21 protein-coding genes are annotated in these 20,413 nt (G+C 32.6%); 11 read left to right on the top strand and 10 right to left on the bottom strand.

Features of this window, described 5'->3' with window-relative positions; translation table 11 throughout:
* Nucleotides 1-116 precede the first annotated feature (116 nt).
* From AAHN00_RS01340 to AAHN00_RS01330, 3 genes are all read left to right on the top strand, one after another.
* The gene (locus tag AAHN00_RS01340; protein ID WP_342271887.1) at nucleotides 117-296 is read left to right on the top strand and encodes a hypothetical protein; all 180 of its coding nucleotides are present in this window, start codon (nucleotides 117-119) and stop codon (nucleotides 294-296) included.
* A 175-nt stretch (nucleotides 297-471) separates the two neighbouring features.
* Nucleotides 472-2,229 carry a type I secretion system permease/ATPase gene (locus AAHN00_RS01335; protein WP_342271886.1) on the top strand — a complete coding sequence of 586 codons (1,758 nt, stop codon included), beginning with the start codon at nucleotides 472-474 and terminating at the stop codon, nucleotides 2,227-2,229.
* Nucleotides 2,230-2,238: 9 nt separating this feature from the next.
* On the top strand, nucleotides 2,239-3,768 hold the full coding sequence (locus AAHN00_RS01330) for an HlyD family type I secretion periplasmic adaptor subunit (RefSeq protein WP_342271885.1): 1,530 nt from the start codon (nucleotides 2,239-2,241) through the stop codon (nucleotides 3,766-3,768).
* A gap of 482 nt (nucleotides 3,769-4,250) precedes the next feature.
* Here AAHN00_RS01330 and AAHN00_RS01325 read toward each other — a convergent pair whose 3' ends face one another.
* The gene (locus tag AAHN00_RS01325; protein WP_342271884.1) at nucleotides 4,251-5,102 is read right to left on the bottom strand and encodes a DsbA family protein; all 852 of its coding nucleotides are present in this window, start codon (nucleotides 5,100-5,102) and stop codon (nucleotides 4,251-4,253) included.
* Between the two features lie 325 nt (nucleotides 5,103-5,427).
* On the opposite strand from AAHN00_RS01325, the gene AAHN00_RS01320 reads away from it, so the two are divergent.
* Together AAHN00_RS01320 and AAHN00_RS01315 are read left to right on the top strand one after the other, a co-directional pair.
* Complete coding sequence (locus tag AAHN00_RS01320) at nucleotides 5,428-5,652, top strand: hypothetical protein (protein ID WP_342271883.1); 225 nt, start codon at nucleotides 5,428-5,430, stop codon at nucleotides 5,650-5,652.
* 287 nt (nucleotides 5,653-5,939) lie between these two features.
* A complete protein-coding gene (locus AAHN00_RS01315) occupies nucleotides 5,940-6,434 on the top strand; it encodes a transposase (RefSeq protein WP_342271882.1) in 495 nt (164 codons plus the stop codon).
* A gap of 78 nt (nucleotides 6,435-6,512) precedes the next feature.
* On the opposite strand, the gene AAHN00_RS01310 is transcribed toward AAHN00_RS01315, so the two are convergent.
* Complete coding sequence (locus tag AAHN00_RS01310; RefSeq protein ID WP_342271025.1) at nucleotides 6,513-7,493, bottom strand: transposase; 981 nt, start codon at nucleotides 7,491-7,493, stop codon at nucleotides 6,513-6,515.
* A gap of 39 nt (nucleotides 7,494-7,532) precedes the next feature.
* Between AAHN00_RS01310 and AAHN00_RS01305 the strand changes: the two genes are divergently transcribed.
* The 3 genes from AAHN00_RS01305 to AAHN00_RS01295 all read left to right on the top strand — a co-directional run bounded on the left by AAHN00_RS01305 (nucleotide 7,533) and on the right by AAHN00_RS01295 (nucleotide 11,237).
* On the top strand, nucleotides 7,533-8,378 hold the full coding sequence (locus tag AAHN00_RS01305; protein WP_342271881.1) for a transposase: 846 nt from the start codon (nucleotides 7,533-7,535) through the stop codon (nucleotides 8,376-8,378).
* Nucleotides 8,379-8,587: 209 nt separating this feature from the next.
* A complete protein-coding gene (locus AAHN00_RS01300) occupies nucleotides 8,588-9,268 on the top strand; it encodes an IS982 family transposase (RefSeq protein ID WP_342271880.1) in 681 nt (226 codons plus the stop codon).
* Nucleotides 9,269-9,488: 220 nt separating this feature from the next.
* On the top strand, nucleotides 9,489-11,237 hold the full coding sequence (locus AAHN00_RS01295; RefSeq protein ID WP_342271879.1) for a hypothetical protein: 1,749 nt from the start codon (nucleotides 9,489-9,491) through the stop codon (nucleotides 11,235-11,237).
* 129 nt (nucleotides 11,238-11,366) lie between these two features.
* Here the strand turns inward: AAHN00_RS01295 and AAHN00_RS01290 are convergent, their stop codons facing one another.
* Nucleotides 11,367-11,642 (bottom strand): aminoglycoside phosphotransferase family protein, encoded by a 276-nt coding sequence (locus tag AAHN00_RS01290; RefSeq protein WP_342271878.1) that lies wholly within the window; start codon nucleotides 11,640-11,642, stop codon nucleotides 11,367-11,369.
* A gap of 76 nt (nucleotides 11,643-11,718) precedes the next feature.
* On the opposite strand from AAHN00_RS01290, the gene AAHN00_RS01285 reads away from it, so the two are divergent.
* Entirely contained in the window at nucleotides 11,719-12,699 is a 981-nt protein-coding gene (locus AAHN00_RS01285; protein ID WP_342271025.1) for a transposase, read from the top strand.
* Here AAHN00_RS01285 and AAHN00_RS01280 read toward each other — a convergent pair.
* The 3 genes from AAHN00_RS01280 to AAHN00_RS01270 form a co-directional block, all read right to left on the bottom strand.
* A complete protein-coding gene (locus tag AAHN00_RS01280; RefSeq protein ID WP_342271877.1) occupies nucleotides 12,696-13,256 on the bottom strand; it encodes an IS630 family transposase in 561 nt (186 codons plus the stop codon). The genes AAHN00_RS01285 and AAHN00_RS01280 overlap by 4 nt on opposite strands.
* The gene (locus AAHN00_RS01275) at nucleotides 13,222-13,698 is read right to left on the bottom strand and encodes a helix-turn-helix domain-containing protein (RefSeq protein WP_342271876.1); all 477 of its coding nucleotides are present in this window, start codon (nucleotides 13,696-13,698) and stop codon (nucleotides 13,222-13,224) included. The genes AAHN00_RS01280 and AAHN00_RS01275 overlap by 35 nt, the downstream gene beginning before the upstream one ends.
* 82 nt (nucleotides 13,699-13,780) lie before the next feature.
* On the bottom strand, nucleotides 13,781-14,467 hold the full coding sequence (locus AAHN00_RS01270) for an aminoglycoside phosphotransferase family protein (RefSeq protein ID WP_342271875.1): 687 nt from the start codon (nucleotides 14,465-14,467) through the stop codon (nucleotides 13,781-13,783).
* A gap of 219 nt (nucleotides 14,468-14,686) precedes the next feature.
* Between AAHN00_RS01270 and AAHN00_RS01265 the strand changes: the two genes are divergently transcribed.
* Complete coding sequence (locus tag AAHN00_RS01265) at nucleotides 14,687-14,842, top strand: Sec-independent protein translocase subunit TatA (RefSeq protein ID WP_341747719.1); 156 nt, start codon at nucleotides 14,687-14,689, stop codon at nucleotides 14,840-14,842.
* 419 nt (nucleotides 14,843-15,261) lie between these two features.
* On the opposite strand, the gene AAHN00_RS01255 is transcribed toward AAHN00_RS01265, so the two are convergent.
* Complete coding sequence (locus tag AAHN00_RS01255; RefSeq protein ID WP_342271873.1) at nucleotides 15,262-15,444, bottom strand: hypothetical protein; 183 nt, start codon at nucleotides 15,442-15,444, stop codon at nucleotides 15,262-15,264.
* 106 nt (nucleotides 15,445-15,550) lie between these two features.
* Here AAHN00_RS01255 and AAHN00_RS01250 point away from each other — a divergent pair, with 106 nt between their 5' ends.
* Nucleotides 15,551-16,873 (top strand): IS5 family transposase, encoded by a 1,323-nt coding sequence (locus tag AAHN00_RS01250; RefSeq protein WP_342271031.1) that lies wholly within the window; start codon nucleotides 15,551-15,553, stop codon nucleotides 16,871-16,873.
* Between the two features lie 529 nt (nucleotides 16,874-17,402).
* Here the strand turns inward: AAHN00_RS01250 and AAHN00_RS01245 are convergent.
* The 3 genes from AAHN00_RS01245 to AAHN00_RS01235 form a co-directional block, all read right to left on the bottom strand.
* The gene (locus AAHN00_RS01245; RefSeq protein WP_342271872.1) at nucleotides 17,403-17,576 is read right to left on the bottom strand and encodes a hypothetical protein; all 174 of its coding nucleotides are present in this window, start codon (nucleotides 17,574-17,576) and stop codon (nucleotides 17,403-17,405) included.
* 17 nt (nucleotides 17,577-17,593) lie between these two features.
* Nucleotides 17,594-19,144, bottom strand: coding sequence for a DUF3857 domain-containing protein (locus tag AAHN00_RS01240; protein ID WP_342271871.1), 1,551 nt, complete (start codon nucleotides 19,142-19,144; stop codon nucleotides 17,594-17,596).
* A gap of 286 nt (nucleotides 19,145-19,430) precedes the next feature.
* Nucleotides 19,431-20,411, bottom strand: coding sequence for a transposase (locus AAHN00_RS01235; protein WP_342271025.1), 981 nt, complete (start codon nucleotides 20,409-20,411; stop codon nucleotides 19,431-19,433).
* Between the last annotated feature and the right edge of the window lie 2 nt (nucleotides 20,412-20,413).

Raw genomic sequence — 20,413 nt, 5'->3', positions numbered from 1 at the left:
TAAGTCTAGTTAACCACTCTGCACTGCAAGTGCAGAGCTTAATATTACGGCATGAATGCCTCATGTATGTACTAACTTAAAAGTTAGAAACTATTTGTGTATGGCTCATTTAGAAAGTGTCACAACACAAAAAGAATATATCTGTGAAGTGTAAGATTTTGTTAAAAAATATCCTATCTTTTCTTGATAAGATATTTAAAATTTATGTTGAAACGACGCACTGCAAGTGCGGGGTTTTTCTCCCAAAGTGGGACAATAAAGAGGTTGCCATATTATTTATTTTGCGTATAGTGTAGAGTCAAATAAAAAATATTACAAATAGTATAATTTTTACCAATTAGCAGTAAAAAATATAATAGAGCCAGGAAGCCATCAGGTTCGGATAACTACTATTATCAGGACAGGCTAATTTAATTTGTGTTAGATGATATAGATTATTAATTCAGAAAAATATAATATAACAATGGTAATATGAGAAATAATAGTGCATTAGTATCTCAAGTAATAAATCCCCTAACTACTGCTCTTGAGAAGTGCAAAATTGCGTTTTGGATAGTTTTTAGTTTTGCGTTTGTTATTAACTTGTTAATGTTGATAACACCTCTTTATTCCTTGCAAGTTCTTGATCGGGTTATAGGAAGTGGTAACTTATTTACATTAATGTGGTTGTCTGTTATTATTGGTACGATCTATTTTATTTATGGGTTATTGCAAGTTGCTAGATCATTCACCCTAATTAAAGTTGGTGAATGGTTGGATAAAACAGTTGCTCCTGTAATTTTTGGTCACTCTATTTCAGCCTCTGCAACTCGTACTAATATGGGTGCTAGTCAGTTACTTCGTGATTTCCAAACAGTAAAAACCTTTCTAACTAGCACTGGTATTAATACTTTATTTGACGCTCCTTGGAGTGTTGTCTATATAATAATAATTTTCTTAATTCATCCATATATTGGAATCCTTACATTAGCTGGGGCTATTATTATTGTATCTACGGCTTTCTTTAATGCAGCTGCGACTAATAAAACTCTCGGTGAAGCTAGTGAATTTTCTATAAAGGGTATGACACAAGCTGACATCGCCAATAGAAATTCAGAAGTTGTAGAAGCTATGGGCATGATGAAAAATGTTACGAAAAATTGGCATCAGTTTAATATTGCTTCTTTGGAGAAGCAATCAATTGCTAGCTACCGTAATGGTGCTATTTCTAATTTTTCAAGATTTATCCGTAATGTTATGCAGATGCTGGTAACTGGTATTGGGGCTTATGTTGTTGTTAGTACTTCAGGAAGAGAGATGACTACTGGTGGTATGATTATGAGTTCTATTATAGTTGGTAGAGCTTTAGCCCCTTTTGATAACGCTATTGAGTTATGGAAAAGTATGAGCGGAGCTATAAAATCTTATAAAAATATCAATCAACTATTTGCTTCGTATAAATCAAGAGAAGAAGCAATGCCAATTCCAAATGTTGAAGGACATTTAACTGTGGAAAATATTTATTATTCGATACCAATTCCTCCACATATACTACAACCGCCAGTACCAAGATATATTTTAAAAGGAGTGTCCTTTGCGGTGCAGCCTGGTGAGATATTAGCAATTATAGGACCTTCTGCAGCAGGTAAGTCAACTTTAGCAAAAGTTTTAGTTGGGGTATGGAAAGCATCGTCAGGGACTGTTAGGCTTGATAGTGGAGAAATTTATCGTTGGAACAGGGAAGACTTTGGTAAACATGTAGGATATTTGCCGCAAGGAATAGAGTTATTTAGTGGTAGTATAAAGCAAAATATAGCTAGGATGGCTGAAAATGCTGATCCGGAAAAAATAATTGAGGCAGCTAAAATTGCTGGAGCTCATGAAATGATCTTAAGATTACCAGATGGCTATGATTCAGATATTGGAACAGCGGGCTCTAATCTTTCTGGTGGACAAAAACAACGGGTTGGTCTTGCTAGAGCATTTTATGGTAATCCTAAACTACTTATTTTAGATGAACCTAATGCAAATCTTGACGAAGCGGGTGAAATAGCCCTATCAAATTGCTTAAAGCAAGCAAAATCTAAGGGTATTGCTGTAGTTGTTATCTCTCATAGACCTTCTGTATTATCGGTGGTAGATAAGATTTTGGTATTACAAGAGGGGGCGGTAGCTCTTTATGGCACTCAAGAAGAAATGCAAAATCGAGTTAAACTGTTACAAAATGGTGTAATCCACATTAATGAATAAGTTTTAAATATGGAAGAAAAGTCAAATAACAATAAGCCGGCATTTACAGCGGAGCAACTTAAACAGCTTTTGTCGCTACAAAATGATTTAACACACACAAAAAAAACAAAGGGAGCTATTGTATCACAAAAGGTAATAGTAAAGATTTCTAATGCCATTAAAAATACATTATATTATCTTGATCGTTTCGTCAATTTTGTTACTAAAAATAATGATGTTGATCGCAATGATGTAGTACAAATTGCTAGATCCCCAATTCTTTTTGGGGTATATGTAATAATCTTTTTTGTATTAGTTGGAGGGGTATGGGGCAGTTTTGCTCCTCTTGATAGTGCTGCTACAGCATTGGGTGTTGTTATAACGAGTGGTAATAAGAAAACAATTAATCACCAAGAAGGTGGAATTATAGCTAATATTTTTGTTAAACAAGGTGATCAAGTTAAAGAAGGAGATAAATTAATAGAGCTAGAAGATACAAGAATTAAGTCAGCATATGAAAGTAATTTAAGCCAATATAGACATGCTTTAGCAACGGAAAGTCGTTTAATTGCCGAGAGAGATAATCAAGCTCAGATTGAATTTCCAGAATTATTAACCAAAGATATCAATTTACCAGAAGTAGCAAGGATTATACATACCCAAGAAAATTTATTTCAGTCTAAAAAAGAAGTATATAAAAGTGAAAAAAATGCCTTACATCAAAGGATCGAGCAATTAAATAAAAAAATCGAAGGGACGCAGGCTAAAAAAGTTGCAAATGTAAAAACTCTAGAGGTTGTTAAGGATCGTTTAAAGGCAATGGGTACATTGCATGGAAAAGGTTTTGCCAATAAAGCCGCTTTATTAGACTTAGAAGCTAAGGAAGCACAGTACAAAAGTGAGATAGCTATGGCAGAAGCTGAGATTGCATCTATTAAGCATTCGATTACAGAGTGTGAGATTAGCATTATTAACTTACAGAATAAATATACAGAGAAAACTCTGACTGAACTAAAAGAGGCACAAGAGCTAGTAGCTCGTTTTAAAGAAGCATTTAATGCACATCAGGACTCTTTAAATCGAGTGGTTATTAAATCACCAGTTGATGGTATTATAAATGTATTGAACTATCATACAATAGGACAGGTGATTTCACCAAGTTATCCGATTCTAGAGATTTCTCCAACTGATGATAATTTAATAATAGAAGCAAAAGTTCCAAGCAAGAATATAGATTCAGTGCATGAAGGCTTGGTAGCAAAAATTCGCTTCAGTGCTTTTAAATCTAGAACAACGCCGTTATTTACTGGCAAAGTTGTTAAAATATCTCCTGATATTGTACAAGACAGAAATACTCCAAGCCAAGATCCTACCACTTATTATATCGCTAGAATTGAGATTGATATGGATGAGTTTAATAAGATTGCAAAAGCTAGAAAGTTAGAGTTACATCCTGGTATGCAAGCGGAAGTTCAAATTGTTACTGGCACAAGGACTCTCCTGAGATATTTACTTGATCCTATTACTGATACGATGTTTAGAGCATTTAAAGAGAAATGATACAGTTACCCCGAAAAGGTTTTAGCCAAAAACGATGTCATCCTAGTACTATAACTATAGTACTAACGTCACAAAACGCTGTCATTCTCGCGTATGGTAATATCACCGCCATTAGAGCTCTTTCGAAACTCGCTTGTGTGCTGAGGGATTTGAAGGAGACGCTTCACCTCGAACGGCAGCGTATTCTAATTCCGTTACGGATTTGAGTATACTGCTCGTAAATGAAGAGTTGGTAGACGATAGTATAACTTCAAGAAGAGCTAGGCAGTAGCAAAGTCGAGCAGCGGAGCGTATATGAGTAACTAGGCAGCTTCGATCTTTGATCGCGACGACGCCAATTCTTGAAGTTCTACCTGAGTATACTAGTGATTCACGTGGGCAAAGCCATCACCCCCACGAGAGGGATGATACTGAACCTAGTATTAACTTGTTACATCAGACTTGCTGCATAAATCAAAGATCGTTGAGATTAAGTAAGTGTATTAATTTTCGGATTTGATACTAGAGTTTTCTAACGTTTTATCAATTACCCTAGAAAGGATTTCTAAACTATACCCATTTGTTATTAGTATGCCATTAACAAAAAATGCGGGTGTACCAACAAAACCTTGTGAACTAGCAGCAAGGTTAGTATTAGCAAGTAATGTTTCGACAATTTTATTATCATTAAGACATTTAGCATAAGTTTCTGCGGATACTCCACCAATTTGAGCTATATTTGTTAGTAATTCACGATATCTATTGCTACTGCCCCATTTATCTTGTTGTGCTAGTATTACACTTTGGAATTTAAGAAAACTATCTAGATCATTTGGGCAACGTGCCAAAATTGCTGCATCTAAATCTTGCTTATTACCGATAAATTCACGAATTATGTAAGCAATTTTATTGGTATCAATATATTTCTTTTTAAGTTCAGGTAGAATTTTTTCATGATAATAAGCACAATGTGGGCAAGTTGGAGAAAAATACTCAACTACCACTACAGTTGCCTTAACATTACCAAGAACTATATCATTTTGGCTAACATTGAAAGTTGGTTTATAAGGCATCTGTTTCAAGCTAACATCATTTATATCAGTAGAGTTATTAGCAGAATCCTCTACCGTCTCTAGAGATTCTTCCGTATTAGTTGAAGCCATACTGTCTTGAGGATTTACTATGGTATTCCATTTATCATTGGCAAGATTCTCATTATTTTCTTCTTGTGGAGCTTTTTCCTGCATCACTTCAACCTTATTATCAGGTTGTTCGTTTTTATTATTAGATTTATCACTTTCTTCCGAACATGATATTAACAATAATGAAATTATAATAATAAGGATATTATGCATAAGTTTGGATGTAGTTTTAAGTTAAATTAAATACTTTACTCTTCAGGATTTTATATTCCTTATGAGAAGCCCTTATAAAAATAAGGTTTTACTGATATTTAAGCAATAAAAATTTTTACTTATTCGTAACAAAATAATTAATTTGTATACTAAAAATATTTTTTCTAATAAATATAAAAATACTATTAGTTAAAATAAAAATACTGTTATAATGATTTACGTCAGTTCGGGATAAGATATAGATGAAATAGTAATAGATAAAAGGATTGTCAAAAAGGAGTGCCTGCAGTATTTATATTTTTAAACAAAAAAACAAACTACAGGCATGAGAAAAGATATCACAGAATTATATAGTTTTATAGATGATTTTTGTAAAATTTATTTGGAGTATGAACAGAGAAAGTTATTACCATCAAATAAGCAAAGAAATCGCTGTTGTAGCATGAGTCTAAGTGAAATGTTAACAATAATAATTATGTTGCATACATCCTATGCTAAGAATTTTAAATTTTTCTATAAAAGTTATATAGTCTCCCCGTCAAAAGTCTAGAAGGATAATATATAATATGCTTAGCAGATAAAAATATATAGAGAATCCATAAGAAAAAGCTATAATATTGGCAAAAAACTTAAGGATTATCTGATTAATGCCGATAGAAAATATAACAAAGTTGCAAAGACAAGGACAACTTTTTGGTTACAAACTGACCGAAGAATTAAACCACAATAGTTAACCACTCTGCACTGCAAGTGCAGAGCTTAATATTACGGCATGAATGCCTCATGTATGTACTAACTTAAAAGTTAGAAACTATTTGTGTATGGCTCATTTAGAAAGTGTCACAACACAAAAAGAATATATCTGTGAAGTGTAAGATTTTGTTAAAAAATATCTTATCTTTTCTTGATAAGATATTTAAAATTTATGTTGAAACGACGCACTGCAAGTGCGGGGTTTTTCTCCCAAAGTGGGACAATAAATTATATAAATTAAGATCATTAATAAATTGGTCTAGTTTAGAGGAATGGTTGTCAGCAAATGTTGATATTAAGAAATTTGGTAGGAATCGCAGATGTCACCGCCTGTTACTTGGGGTGACTATGCTGCAAGCGATGTATAACCTGTCAGATGCAGCGACTGAGGAAGAGTTAAGAGAGAACGTATATTGGCAGTATTTTTGTGGTTGGGAATATTTGCAGAAAGATGCTGAAATATCAGAAGCTAGTATCCGTCGGTTTCGTACTATATTAGGAGAAGATGGCTACAATGAGATATTAAAGGAGCTGATAAGAATCGGATGCAAAGCAGGTGTAGTAAAAAAAAAGACTTAGCATCGATAATAGTTGATACTACTGTACAAATTAAGAATATTAAGTATCCCCATGATGTGTACTTCAGGAGTTTCGCAGTTAGCAAAATTGCGAATCAGCTAAAAGGCATCTAATGTTGTTCTGAATTGATGTTTTTATAACTTCCCAAGTTTGTTGATATAAAGTAATTTTTTCATTTATCCTCCTTTTGTTCATATCGAGCCAAGCAAATACAGCAAGGCAAATATGATTTCTCTGAGCTCGACCCGTGCGTGCCTGACAGCGTTCAATACCACAAGTTTGTTTTAATTCTCGATGATAAACTTCTATAGACCACCGTGCCTTAACAATTTTCTCTATTTGTTCACGTGTTGGATTTTCTAAGTTAGTTGTTATGTAATCAATGCGACCATTTTTTGCCACAAACTTAAATACCGTAACCCAACCGTATCCACGTAGGTGAATTTTTAGTCCCTCATCAGGAATCTCTAAACTTTCTAAGCTAACATTATGATTAACTTTTCTATTTTTTCTTAGGTTACTAACCCATGTCCAACCTAAATTACGTATATGTTTCAAATTCTCCAAACCGCTATACCACGCATCCATTACTACTGCATCAGGATTGATCCCTCTTTCCTTAGCTAAAGTAAGCATATCACAAAAATGCTCATTCTTTGTTTTTCCATCAGTTTCTTTATCATATATTCTATAATCTACAGGGGTAGATTGATCAGTTTTAGCATTGTAATGCAGTAAGTTGACCATCCCTATACCAGGTATAACATCATGTACAGCTCCAGAATATTGATAATGTACAAGCTCAATTTTCTTACTGTATTGCTTTGACAATAACGTGTCATCTCCCACTAATAAACAAGAAGCTTCCCTATCAATATATTTTGACACTTCTCTGTAGATCCCGCTAGGGCGGAAATCCTTACTATTTAACCATCGACTTGCACTATCATGAGATAGGTTTATTGGACTTACTTCAGATAATGCTTTACCACTATATCTTACGCTACTTGCTTGTAAAAATGATTTATATAAGTCTTTGCTACATTTTGATCTTGCCATGCTTAACTAAAACTCTTTCTTGCTAGATTAACATATTTTTTGCTAAGTGCGAAACTCCTGTACTTGATGGATAAGGCAAGAATAGAGCTAGTAAAGCTATGTCATGCCTTAGGCATCAAGTTAAATGAAACATATGCCAAGCAATATAAAAGAGATATATTAAAATTATGGAAATATAAGGATAATAGTAAAGCCAAGAAGCGTAAGAAAATAATGAGGCATTTAAAAGTATTACTGGGTCGTTTAGTTAGGATATGTCAGCGAGAAATAGCTAAAGCAAAGTTAAGTTTATCGGCAAGACAACAAGAAATACTGAATAAGATAAAAAAGATACAAGTACAATCTATATTGAGTAAAGCAGAAAAAGAACAATATAAAGAAGAGAATAAAATATTATATAGTTTTCATGCACCGGAGGTAGAGTGCATTGGTAAAGGGAAATTAAACAAGCCATACGAGTTTGGTAATAAGGTTTCGATAGCAGTAAGTGGTCGGGGTAACTTTGTATTAGGGACAAAATCTTTTCATGGCAATCCATATGATGGGCATACATTATCGGAGACTGTAGAGATTGTAAAAGAATTAACAGGAGTTGAAGTAGCAAGAACCTTTGTTGACTCAGGTTACAAGGGGAATAATTTTAAGGAGAAGGGCAAAGTGTATAGCCCATATTGCAAGCAGAAACTATCGTCAGATGATAAGGCAATGCTCAAGAGACGGAGTGCCATAGAACCGATAATAGGGCATCTTAAAAGTTATGGTAGAGTTGGCAGAAACTACCTGAAAGGGGTAATAGGAGATGTCATTAATCCGTTAATTTCCGCTGTAGGATTGAACTTACGGTGTATTGCGAATCATTTACTCAAAACAAATTTTTCTACATAGAAATTAGTCAGTACAAAAATAATCAAATAATTACAAAATCGTTAATAAATCATCATGCAAAAATTCTCTAAAAATCATCTTTTTGTACCAAAAATTTAAATCAAAAAAATTAAACTCTCAAATTTTATACAAGAATTTTTGGCTAAGGTATTAAATTTTGAATTTTTCTTAATTTTTAGCACTTTTGACGGGGAGACTATATAGAGTGCATGCATAAGGATGATTTTCCCAAAGCCTTGAGTTATAATAGATTTGTTGAATTAATGGCACGATTATTCATACCGCTAAATATGTTGATTCATTTGTTGTTTGGTGAGGAAACAGGTATTTATTTTATTGACTCTACAACGATTAAAGCTTGTCACAATAAAAGGCGTTATAGCAATAAAGTTTTTAAAGGATTAGCCAAACATAGTAAATCCTCTATGGGGTATTTTTATGGTTTTAAATTACATGTAATAATCAATAATAAAGGGGAGTTTATGGCATTAAAAGTGACCAAAGGCAATGTAGATGATAGGGTTCCAGTACCGGAGTTAACAAAAAGATTAACTGGAATTATAGCAGCTGATAAAGGTTATATTAAGCAAAATTTGTTCTTAAATTTATATGAAAGAGGCTTAAAAATAATTCATGGAATTAAGAAGAATATGGAAAATAAATTAATGGATTTGAAAGAAAAAATCTTACTTCGAAAGCGTAACTTAATTGAAACAGTTTTTGATTATCTAAAAAATAAAATGAACCTTGAACATACTAGACATAGATCACCAATAAATTCCTTTGTCCATATATTATCTACTCTTGTTGCTTACTCATTAAAGAAAAATAAACCTTCAACAAAATTTGATTTTAATCTACATGTTCACAATATCCTTATCCCAAATTGACGTGATTTGAATCCCTTCGTAACTTTCGTGATAATTAAGTCTTATTTGCAAATAAGGTCACAACCCAAGAAGAAGTAAGAAATATATTTGGATACTATGATGATACTGATATAATGCTTGATGGCAGCATGAAATGGGTATACATCCGTAAAACTTATGTTCCGATTAGTTAATTGACTTTCCTCCCTAGATACTGAATAACACGATAAGAAAATTAATTATGAAAGATTTTAATACTAAGGTCATTAGTAAGTATACAGAAAGATTAAAAGGCTGTTTTGTCTCTTTAAGCTCTGAATGCATTGTATCTTGTAAATATCCTAGTACTTTAAAAAGGTCTTTGCGTACTTTTAATATTATAAAGATTCTACAACAGAATAGTGACTTGCTTGATTATCTTAGTCTAGATAGTCAAAAGAACTTGCTCTCTGTTCTTGAGCATTACGGACCTCTCTCTATTGAAACGTTAAAGCAACAAAAATATCAAATGGAAGAGGTAACAAATTTTGTTACCTCTCTTAATCAATTGGTTGATTGCCTAAAAAGTTCTTCCACTTTACATCATGAAGAAAATAATAAGGCACTAAAACCTGTAATGGATTTAGCTAGAAACTTTGTACAACATTGTTGTATATTAATAACTGAAGATGTTAAAAATCAAGATGTTATAAATAATCTACAGGCAACTGCAATTGTTTTGAATTTAGATAATTTATCGCTTGAGCAACAAAATCTACTTTTAGATCAATTGTTGCTCATTAAAGAATTATGGCAGATTGATTCTACTATTGACATAAAGAAAGAATCTGTTCCATTGTTATTTCATACCAATATATTATTAACACTGAAAAAAGAAAACACTGTAGATTACACATACATTTTAAAAAAAATTACTAATTTTTTAATAGATGATCACAATGTATTGATGGAGTTAACCAATGCTAAGTTAATTTGCTTATATAATAGGCTAAAAGATTTATCTATTAAATCTCAGACCATAAACCATATTTTACTAAGAATACATGATGAATCAAAATTTAGGAAGAGTTTCAGTAAACTTAATAATTCAGGATATGAGCTTTCAGTATTATTTGAAAATTATAATGCAATAATACATCAGATAGAAAATGCAGAGTTCGCTATAATAGAAAGGTTTTTACTCCGGCAAAATGTCTTTATGCATGAAATTTTAATTAATATTACAAAGCATATAGATGCTATCAGGATGCTCAATATAACAGAAGATTCTGATCTGAATTATATACTAGCTCAGATTAGAAAAAGGTTAACTCAAAATATCCAAAGTGGTCATACTATTTCTTTAATGATTTCTTCTATTGAGTCTAAATTTTCTGCAAAACTTGAAGTTAAAATTATTAAACGATATGCTTCTTTAGATAGTTTTACTAAAAATGCTTTAAAAACTAGGTATCAGTTATTATTTAAAAATATTACTTCATTATTAAAAAAAGAGCTAAATTATGCAGAGTTTGTACAACAGGTAATAACATGCAAAATCGCAGCTGATTATAAGATAAATAGTAATGTTACTTCAGTTAAAACGTTAAGACTAATTGAACAAGAAAGGTTAGAAGTAAAAAAACAATTATGTGAAATAAATTTTGTAGAAATTTTTAGTGACAAATATTTAAATAAAACATCTAGTTTAAGTTTTAAAAAACATGTCAGGAGAACTAGTATAACAACTCCTTCAGGTTATGTTACGGTAATTATTAGAATATTACTAACAAATTTTAGTGTTGAACAGCTTCAACTTTTATCACAATTTTTAATTAATGGTAATCTAATGACAATTCGAACAATCGTTCAACAAGAGTTGGTTATGCAAGTTAAAAAACGCACCACTATAAGTAAAGTAATATATTGTGTATTTACTAGAAAGAAAAATGAACTTACCATGCTCAATAATATCAAGAGAATTCTAAATGAATATACTAACCTCAATTAGATATAAGAACCCTTTTTTAGGGGGCATTTCTCCTTATATTAAAGCCAATTCAGAAGAATTTGATGCTAGGATGGAGCGAAGCCTATAGATAATAGGCGAGCGATCGAAGACGACGTTACCAAATTCTCATCAATTGATTATATCAAAAATTTTTGTAAGCTTTGCTAACATACGTACGTCAGAACTATCTTCTAAAGCCCAAACCCAAGAAAATACAGATTGGACAAAACACCAATCGCTAATTCGCTCCGTATCTAAATCCAAGAGAGTTGCAAACTTAATGATGCGATTTGCAATAATACTTTCAACATCTTCTAAAGCAAGGAGTTCAGGGAGAGGATTACGAATAAATGCTGCTACCTCATATGCTTTTTCACCGATAATACCAATTGCAATAATTAACACGGTGTATTTATCCAGTCAGGAGTTTCGCACTTAGCAAAAAATATGTTAATCTAGCAAGAAAGAGTTTTAGTTAAGCATGGCAAGATCAAAATGTAGCAAAGACTTATATAAATCATTTTTACAAGCAAGTAGCGTAAGATATAGTGGTAAAGCATTATCTGAAGTAAGTCCAATAAACCTATCTCATGATAGTGCAAGTCGATGGTTAAATAGTAAGGATTTCCGCCCTAGCGGGATCTACAGAGAAGTGTCAAAATATATTGATAGGGAAGCTTCTTGTTTATTAGTGGGAGATGACACGTTATTGTCAAAGCAATACAGTAAGAAAATTGAGCTTGTACATTATCAATATTCTGGAGCTGTACATGATGTTATACCTGGTATAGGGATGGTCAACTTACTGCATTACAATGCTAAAACTGATCAATCTACCCCTGTAGATTATAGAATATATGATAAAGAAACTGATGGAAAAACAAAGAATGAGCATTTTTGTGATATGCTTACTTTAGCTAAGGAAAGAGGGATCAATCCTGATGCAGTAGTAATGGATGCGTGGTATAGCGGTTTGGAGAATTTGAAACATATACGTAATTTAGGTTGGACATGGGTTAGTAACCTAAGAAAAAATAGAAAAGTTAATCATAATGTTAGCTTAGAAAGTTTAGAGATTCCTGATGAGGGACTAAAAATTCACCTACGTGGATACGGTTGGGTTACGGTATTTAAGTTTGTGGCAAAAAATGGTCGCATTGATTACATAACAACTAACTTAGAAAATCCAACACGTGAACAAATAGAGAAAATTGTTAAGGCACGGTGGTCTATAGAAGTTTATCATCGAGAATTAAAACAAACTTGTGGTATTGAACGCTGTCAGGCACGCACGGGTCGAGCTCAGAGAAATCATATTTGCCTTGCTGTATTTGCTTGGCTCGATATGAACAAAAGGAGGATAAATGAAAAAATTACTTTATATCAACAAACTTGGGAAGTTATAAAAACATCAATTCAGAACAACATTAGATGCCTTTTAGCTGATTCGCAATTTTGCTAACTGCGAAACTCCTGCCAGTCTCTATACATAATTGATTTTACTAAATCTACATTATGAGCAAGTTGATTCCAAGCGTAACAAGCCATAGTGACGATATCTTCATATACACCATAACATTGGTTAGACAAGTAATGATTCTTGATCCATTCCCAAACTTGTTCCATTGCATTAAGTTCCGGTGCATAGGGCGGAAGCGGTATCAAAGTGATATTGCTTGGCACAGTTAGTTTTTTGGCTGTGTGCCAACCTGCATTATCCGTTAGTAAAGCTATATGTCGGTTGCCTTGAATACTGCGAGAAAGGTCTTCTAAGAATTTATTCATTGCCTGTGTGTTTGCATATGGTAAAATTAATGCAAAAGCGTCTCCTGTATCATGGCAAGCAGCTCCATAAATATATGTTGAAATGAATTGCTGTTGCCGAACTTTACGGGGTCTAGTGTCACGCTTAGCCCATATACGAGTTAAGCTACCTTGTTGCCCAACTCGAGTTTCATCTTGAGACCATATATCAACTTTACATCTATCGATATTTTTTGGTAATAATTCTGTTAACATATCTGGAAAGTTTTTTATATGTATTTTGAGTCTCTTGATTTGACTTTGGATGCATTGAACGAGAAGTAATCCAGCTAAAACCAAGGCGGTGCATAGTATTGTAGACTGTTTTTAAAGCACATTTAGCACCATATTCCTCAAGTAACATGATATGTAACTCCTTTCCAGTTATATACCCACCAGTTTTACTTTCACTGAGCGTATTGATTTTATCAAAAAGAGCAGACTCTTGTATAGTGTTAATCTTCCTAGGGGCACCGCTTCTTTGTGATTCAAATAATCCTTCAAAACCATGATTCCTAAATCTTCTGAGCCATGATTGCACAGTTTTCCAGTGTGACTTCACTATTTCAGATATGGCTTTAAAAGATTTGCCTAATTGAAGGTGATACATCGCCAATAAACGTATACGATTTCGACCATGCGGCTCATGTTTCATCATTTTTATAAAATCATGACCTTCAAAACCTTGCGGTAATATTAACCTAGCTATTTGATTACCTTTTATCAGTTAAAAAACCATTTTATAACACTGCGTTAATTATTGCAATTGGTATAACTCCTTTGGGATCAATAACCACCCAATTATCACCACTTTGCAGAATATTATCATGATGTAAATCACCATGAAGTAAAACTAACATTGACGATGTGCCTAGTAATTTATCTCGCAATTGTCTAGCTTTTTCTAAGTAGTAATTTGGCACATCCCATTCTTTATCTAATACTACCAACCAATCTGTGACATAAGGAAAACCTTCTGATGGCAAAGGTGCATAGTGTAATCTTTTCATTACATTACATGCTATTTTAATAGCCTCGTAATCTTTTACAGGAAAATAGGATTTTAATAATATATTAGAAATAGCCTGTTCAACTAGCAGTAAGCCGGTGCTTTCAGCTAAAACCTTCACACCTCCAAATTTAGAAAAAACTTTTAAAGCTGTTGATTCTCTCTTAAGATCATCAATGTCTAGCCCTAACTTTAAGATAATTGGCTGATAACCTTGGAAGCCTGCTAGGACATAATGGTAACTCAAGTTCTTAACTGGATTTAAGCTAGATAAACCGTACGCCTTAGTCAATTTATGGACAATTTTTGGCAAATCCTCTAACCAAACCTTACCTTGCACGCCATAGATATTAGTAATGTTAGTTTCAAATGTTTTCATAATGACCTCAGAAAGATGCATTCTTGAAGCGGCTGGCACAAATGCATTTTAATCTATTATCGCTAATAAAATATTTAACAATTATGCGTCAAACCGCTTTAAGCCTAATTGTTTACATTCTCATTCCAATTTCGGATTAATCAAATTAATCCGAAATTGATGTTGATGATAAATTTGTATTTTTTTATGCTAGATCAAATTAACTATTTGCTATAATATTATAGGTAATTCTAACTTAAAACTTATAAAATTGATATTATGGGAATGAGCTTCAGCCACTTATTAGTGATCTTATTAATCATCTTAGTGTTGTTTGGAGCTGGTAAGTTGCCTCAAGTGATGTCAGATCTTGCAAAAGGTCTTAAAGCTTTTAAGGAAGGAATGAAAGACATTGATAAGAAAAAAGATGAATAACCTGTTTTGCTAGGTGATGTGAAGATTTCTATCTAATGGTCTTTATCGAACGTTATTTTTGTTCTCGAATCCGTAACACCTCAATACGGGATAAGAATGAGTTAATTCTTATCCCGTATTGGCTTTAATACGACAATTTGAAATCTAGAGAATCCCAGTTCGAGCATTCACATCGAAAGGGTTCATTTGCCTAAGAGATGACGTCTACTTAAACCAAGCACTAGTATACTGAAGCGAGAATGCCCTTACCTTGACAGCAAAGAATAATTATATTAGATATCTTTCGAAACTCTACTTCTGCTGGTAATTTGTGCGTCGATCCGGTACTCGAATCCTCACGTACATTTAGTACGCTGCGGTTCAAGGTGAAGTGTCTCCTACAAATTCCCTAGCATAAGCGAGTTTCGAAAGATATCTATTCATTCAATAATTATCGCTGCTCGCTCAAATTTATTTTCTAAGTTGCTTTTAAGGTTTTTATATTGAGGAGTTTTTAACTCTTTATTGGTAATCAAACTTTTTCTTATGGAGATTATATCTGTAAATTCAGTATCTTTATTTTGATATTTACATGATCTATTGACATATAGTCTGTCCGGCAAAACTCTATAAGTCTTATAGATAATAGGGTTTAATGGCAGAAAATAATAAAGAAATCCATAAGAAAATGTTAAAATATGCTAATAAACCTTATGGATTTCAGTCAATATGCCAATAGAAAATATTATCAAATCACAAAAACAAGGAAAACTTTTTGGTTATAAATTAAAAGAAGAATTAAACTCAAATAATAAGCTATATAAATTAAGAGAATTAATAAATTGGTCTGGTCTAGAAGAATGGTTATCAAAAAATGTTTCTATTAAGAGATTTGGTAGAAATAGAAAATGTCATAGAGTGATGCTTGGTGTAACGATGCTACAAGCAATGTATAATTTTTCAGATTCATTAGCAGAGGAAGAACTAAAAGAAAACATGTATTGGCAATATTTCTGTGGGTGGGAATATATAGAAACAGATATAGCGATGTCGGAAACTAGCATAAGAAGATTTCGTAATTTATTAGGTGAATCTGGATATAACGAGATATTAGCAGAGTTGATAAGAGTTGGAATAAGAACTAACACAATTAAAAAAAAAGATTTGGAATTGATAATTGCTGATACAACGGTACAAATTAAGAATATCAAGCACCCACATGATGTTTATTTAATGGATAAAGCTAGGCTTAGTATTGTGAAGCTTTGCCAAAGTTTGGGTATAAGTTTAAACGAAACCTACGCTAGAACCTATAAGCGAGATATAATAAAGCTCTGGAAGTATAAAGAGCATAGCAAAGCCAAGAAGCGTTGGAAAATAATGAAGCATTTAAAAACGTTACTTGGTCGTTTGGTTAGAATATGTGAGCGTGAGATAAAAAATCAGAAATTAAACTTATCTATCAGAGATCAAGAAGTATTGAAAAAAGTAAAACAAATACATAGCCAATCTGTTTTAAAAAGAGAAGAGAAAAAGCAATACAAAGAACAGAATAAAATATTGTATAGTTTTCATGCCCCTGAGGTAGAGTGTATAGGGAAGGGAAAACGAAACAAGCCATATGAGTTTGGCAATAAAGTTGCGGTAGTAGTCAGTGGTCGTAGAAATTTTGTACTGTCAGCAAAATCGTTTCATAATAATCCTTATGATGGTCATACATTGCAGCAGAGTTTTGAAGCGGTAGAAAATGTAACTGGAATAAAGATAAAAAAATCGTTTGTTGATCTTGGTTATACTGGCAGCAATGTTAAAGAGAAGAGTAAGGTATATACCCCAAAAACTCGGAAAAAGTTATTGAAAGAAGACAAGTGTATGATCAGGAGACGCAGTGCTATAGAACCAATAATAGGGCATTTGAAACAATATGGCAGGATGGGCAGAAACTTCTTGAAGGGTGTGATAGGAGATGTGATCAATCCAATAATCTCTGCTATAGGTTTGAATTTACGATGTATTGCCAATCATTTACACATCATGCCTAACTCTACATAAAAAAATTATCATTAAAAAACTTGCTAAACGATTAAAAAAAATCGTTAACAATAAGCTCATGTAAAAATTTTACTAAAACAGAAATTTTTCAATAAAATTGAAAACAATTTTTAATTTTAGTGCAAATATTAGAATTTTTTTTGTAAAAATTTTATAGTCACCTTTTTGGTTAAAACCCCCAGCTTCAGCTGGGAAAGACTTCAGTCCTTGTTCTAATATTTCAATTCACTATAACTTGAATATATGATATTTTAATATACATAAGAGCAAGCTCTTATGTATATTAAAATATCATATATGACAGATTATAACAAGACTAGCCACACTGTATTTTACCATCGCTTTCATGTTGTTTGGATCACTAAATATCGCTACAAAAGTATTGCAGGGTAACTTATAAGAATTAGGATCAGAGAGACAGCACAGGCATTAGTAATATCTCTTTAGAGTAATAGCGACTTCCAGTCTAGATATCAACCCACCAGCTTCAGCTGGTTGTTATTGAGTCAATCATAGATTATGGGGGGCTTTAAATATTTTTGGCGGACGGACCATATACCCACGGAGTATCAACTTCAAAGTTTAATTTTTTACAATCTTTAATTGTAATATTTTTTATAATTACATGTCTTGTGTTAGTGTTAGGTATACCTATAAAAAGGTCTGATACTTGGTCAAAAGCTGTATTTGTAATATCCTCCATTCCATATAATCTTAACCTTAAACCAAACCCTTTATTGGTTTTAAAAATTCGTTTTTTTGCTGATATGCGTACTTAATTGTAAGATCCTTAACAATACGAGAAGTAAGATCAGGTAATTCTAACAATTTCTTGTCTTCTTTATCAAGATACACTCCTGTTAACATGTAGAAAGTAAAATCCCTTAGCTGTTCATTTGATTGATATAACCCAGCACCTGTTATATTTACTGCTACTTCTCCTTTCAAATCAAGCTGACCATGCACATCTACAATATTATCTCTTATTACCAACTCATTGTGTATTATAGCTTGTGAATTTTGATGATCTATTTCAGGAATTTTGGTATAACCTGCTTGTTGAAGATCTAATACCAAGGCTAACTTACCTGCAACATCCGGAAAAATTCCTTGTGCCATACTGACAAAGTTTGTTGGGTCAATCCAATATATTTTTCCATTTTTATTAGCTACTTTAAGCATCACATGATTAAAATTTCCTATAGTAGGTAGTGCTTTTGGATTAGAAAAATTAGTAATACCTCGCATTACTAAAATAGGTTGAACCTTAAACCCAAGCTTTTGTAAGATAGCAGCAGTACTTGCAGAAAAATCTTTGCAATCACCAATTTGAGAAGTAGCAATCTTTTCTAAATCTCTAGGAAAATACCGACCTGATACTGTTCGCCAATCACCCATATATTGGATTTTTTCAGCTAATGAAGAAGTAACAAAATTAATTTTTTCTTCATCGGTATTTTTATTTAGAGCAGATTCTGCTATACTCATGAGAGTTGTAGGAAGTGGTTGATTGATTACCTTAGAATAGTCAGGAGCTAGTTGCTTGGCAAAATCTTGCCATTTAGTTAAGCTTGATAAAGATACCCAAGTTTTTTGCTTAACATTTAATATCCCCTCACTTGATTCATTAGTCAATTGATTATAAACAGGTTTCTCTAGGATAATCTCTGCCGAATGAAAGTCACTTTCAGCATCAGTAATAACTTTTAATACACCTTTTGGGTCGTTTACTTTGATATTTAGGGGTAATTTAGAATTGATCTTAGTACTACTTGCTTGCAAGTAACCTTCCCTACCATAGAATATGGTATCACCATAAAAATGGTCTATGGCAACTTTTGTTTCAACATACTTATATTTTAAGTATATTTCTGCACCAAGTTCCACTTTAGGGAATGAGATAGTTATCTGATTTAGTTGATCAAAACCTTGTCCAAAACTAGCTAGTGGTTTATCCTCAATCATATCTTTAGAAACTACATATTCTTGCCCATTATAAATAGTCTTGGCTTCTAATATAGAGATTTGGGAACTATAGTTATTATAAGTTAATCTATATTGAGAGAAATCACTACGTCCTGATTCTTTTAGTATTTTTGCGTGCATTTCCGTTATTTCTTCAGAAGTGCCATCTTGATTAATACTAATATCGTTGTTATAAAATTTAATTTCAACAGGAGCATCTTCGTACTTACTCCATCTAGCTTGAGCGGAATGGTTTATTAAAAATACCAATAATATTAAACGAATACAAAATTTTAAATAAGTCATTATAAATAATCCTAAAAATAAAAAAATACCACTTAGTTATACTCAAATGATTTGAAGAATTGGATTTGAAAATGAATGGTAAGCATGCTAGGTATACATATAGTATAATTACGCATGCGAATCCATGATATTTTCAAAAAACAATTCTTTAAAGCAGAAGAATATACCAACATTATAAGATTTTATACACTAAAAAATAGAGACCACTAAGTAAAAATGATCTTTTTTCTTGGAGGAATATAAACAATTTTTTCTTGGTCATTTATATTATTCAGGAGTTTCGCAGTTAGCAAAATTGCGAATCAGCTAAAAGGCATCTAATGTTGTTCTGAATTGATGTTTTTATAACTTCCCAAGTTTGTTGATATAAAGTAATTTTTTCATTTATCCTCCTTTTGTTCATATCGAGCCAAGCAAATACAGCAAGGCAAATATGATTTCTCTGAGCTCGACCCGTGCGTGCCTGACAGCGTTCAATACCACAAGTTTGTTTTAATTCTCGATGATAAACTTCTATAGACCACCGTGCCTTAACAATTTTCTCTATTTGTTCACGTGTTGGATTTTCTAAGTTAGTTGTTATGTAATCAATGCGACCATTTTTTGCCACAAACTTAAATACCGTAACCCAACCGTATCCACGTAGGTGAATTTTTAGTCCCTCATCAGGAATCTCTAAACTTTCTAAGCTAACATTATGATTAACTTTTCTATTTTTTCTTAGGTTACTAACCCATGTCCAACCTAAATTACGTATATGTTTCAAATTCTCCAAACCGCTATACCACGCATCCATTACTACTGCATCAGGATTGATCCCTCTTTCCTTAGCTAAAGTAAGCATATCACAAAAATGCTCATTCTTTGTTTTTCCATCAGTTTCTTTATCATATATTCTATAATCTACAGGGGTAGATTGATCAGTTTTAGCATTGTAATGCAGTAAGTTGACCATCCCTATACCAGGTATAACATCATGTACAGCTCCAGAATATTGATAATGTACAAGCTCAATTTTCTTACTGTATTGCTTTGACAATAACGTGTCATCTCCCACTAATAAACAAGAAGCTTCCCTATCAATATATTTTGACACTTCTCTGTAGATCCCGCTAGGGCGGAAATCCTTACTATTTAACCATCGACTTGCACTATCATGAGATAGGTTTATTGGACTTACTTCAGATAATGCTTTACCACTATATCTTACGCTACTTGCTTGTAAAAATGATTTATATAAGTCTTTGCTACATTTTGATCTTGCCATGC

Source organism: Candidatus Tisiphia endosymbiont of Parasteatoda lunata (assembly GCF_964030955.1).
Classification (GTDB): domain Bacteria; phylum Pseudomonadota; class Alphaproteobacteria; order Rickettsiales; family Rickettsiaceae; genus Tisiphia.
The sequence above is the reverse complement of the archived record's forward strand: the minus strand, read 5'-3'. Positions and strand labels throughout refer to the sequence as shown.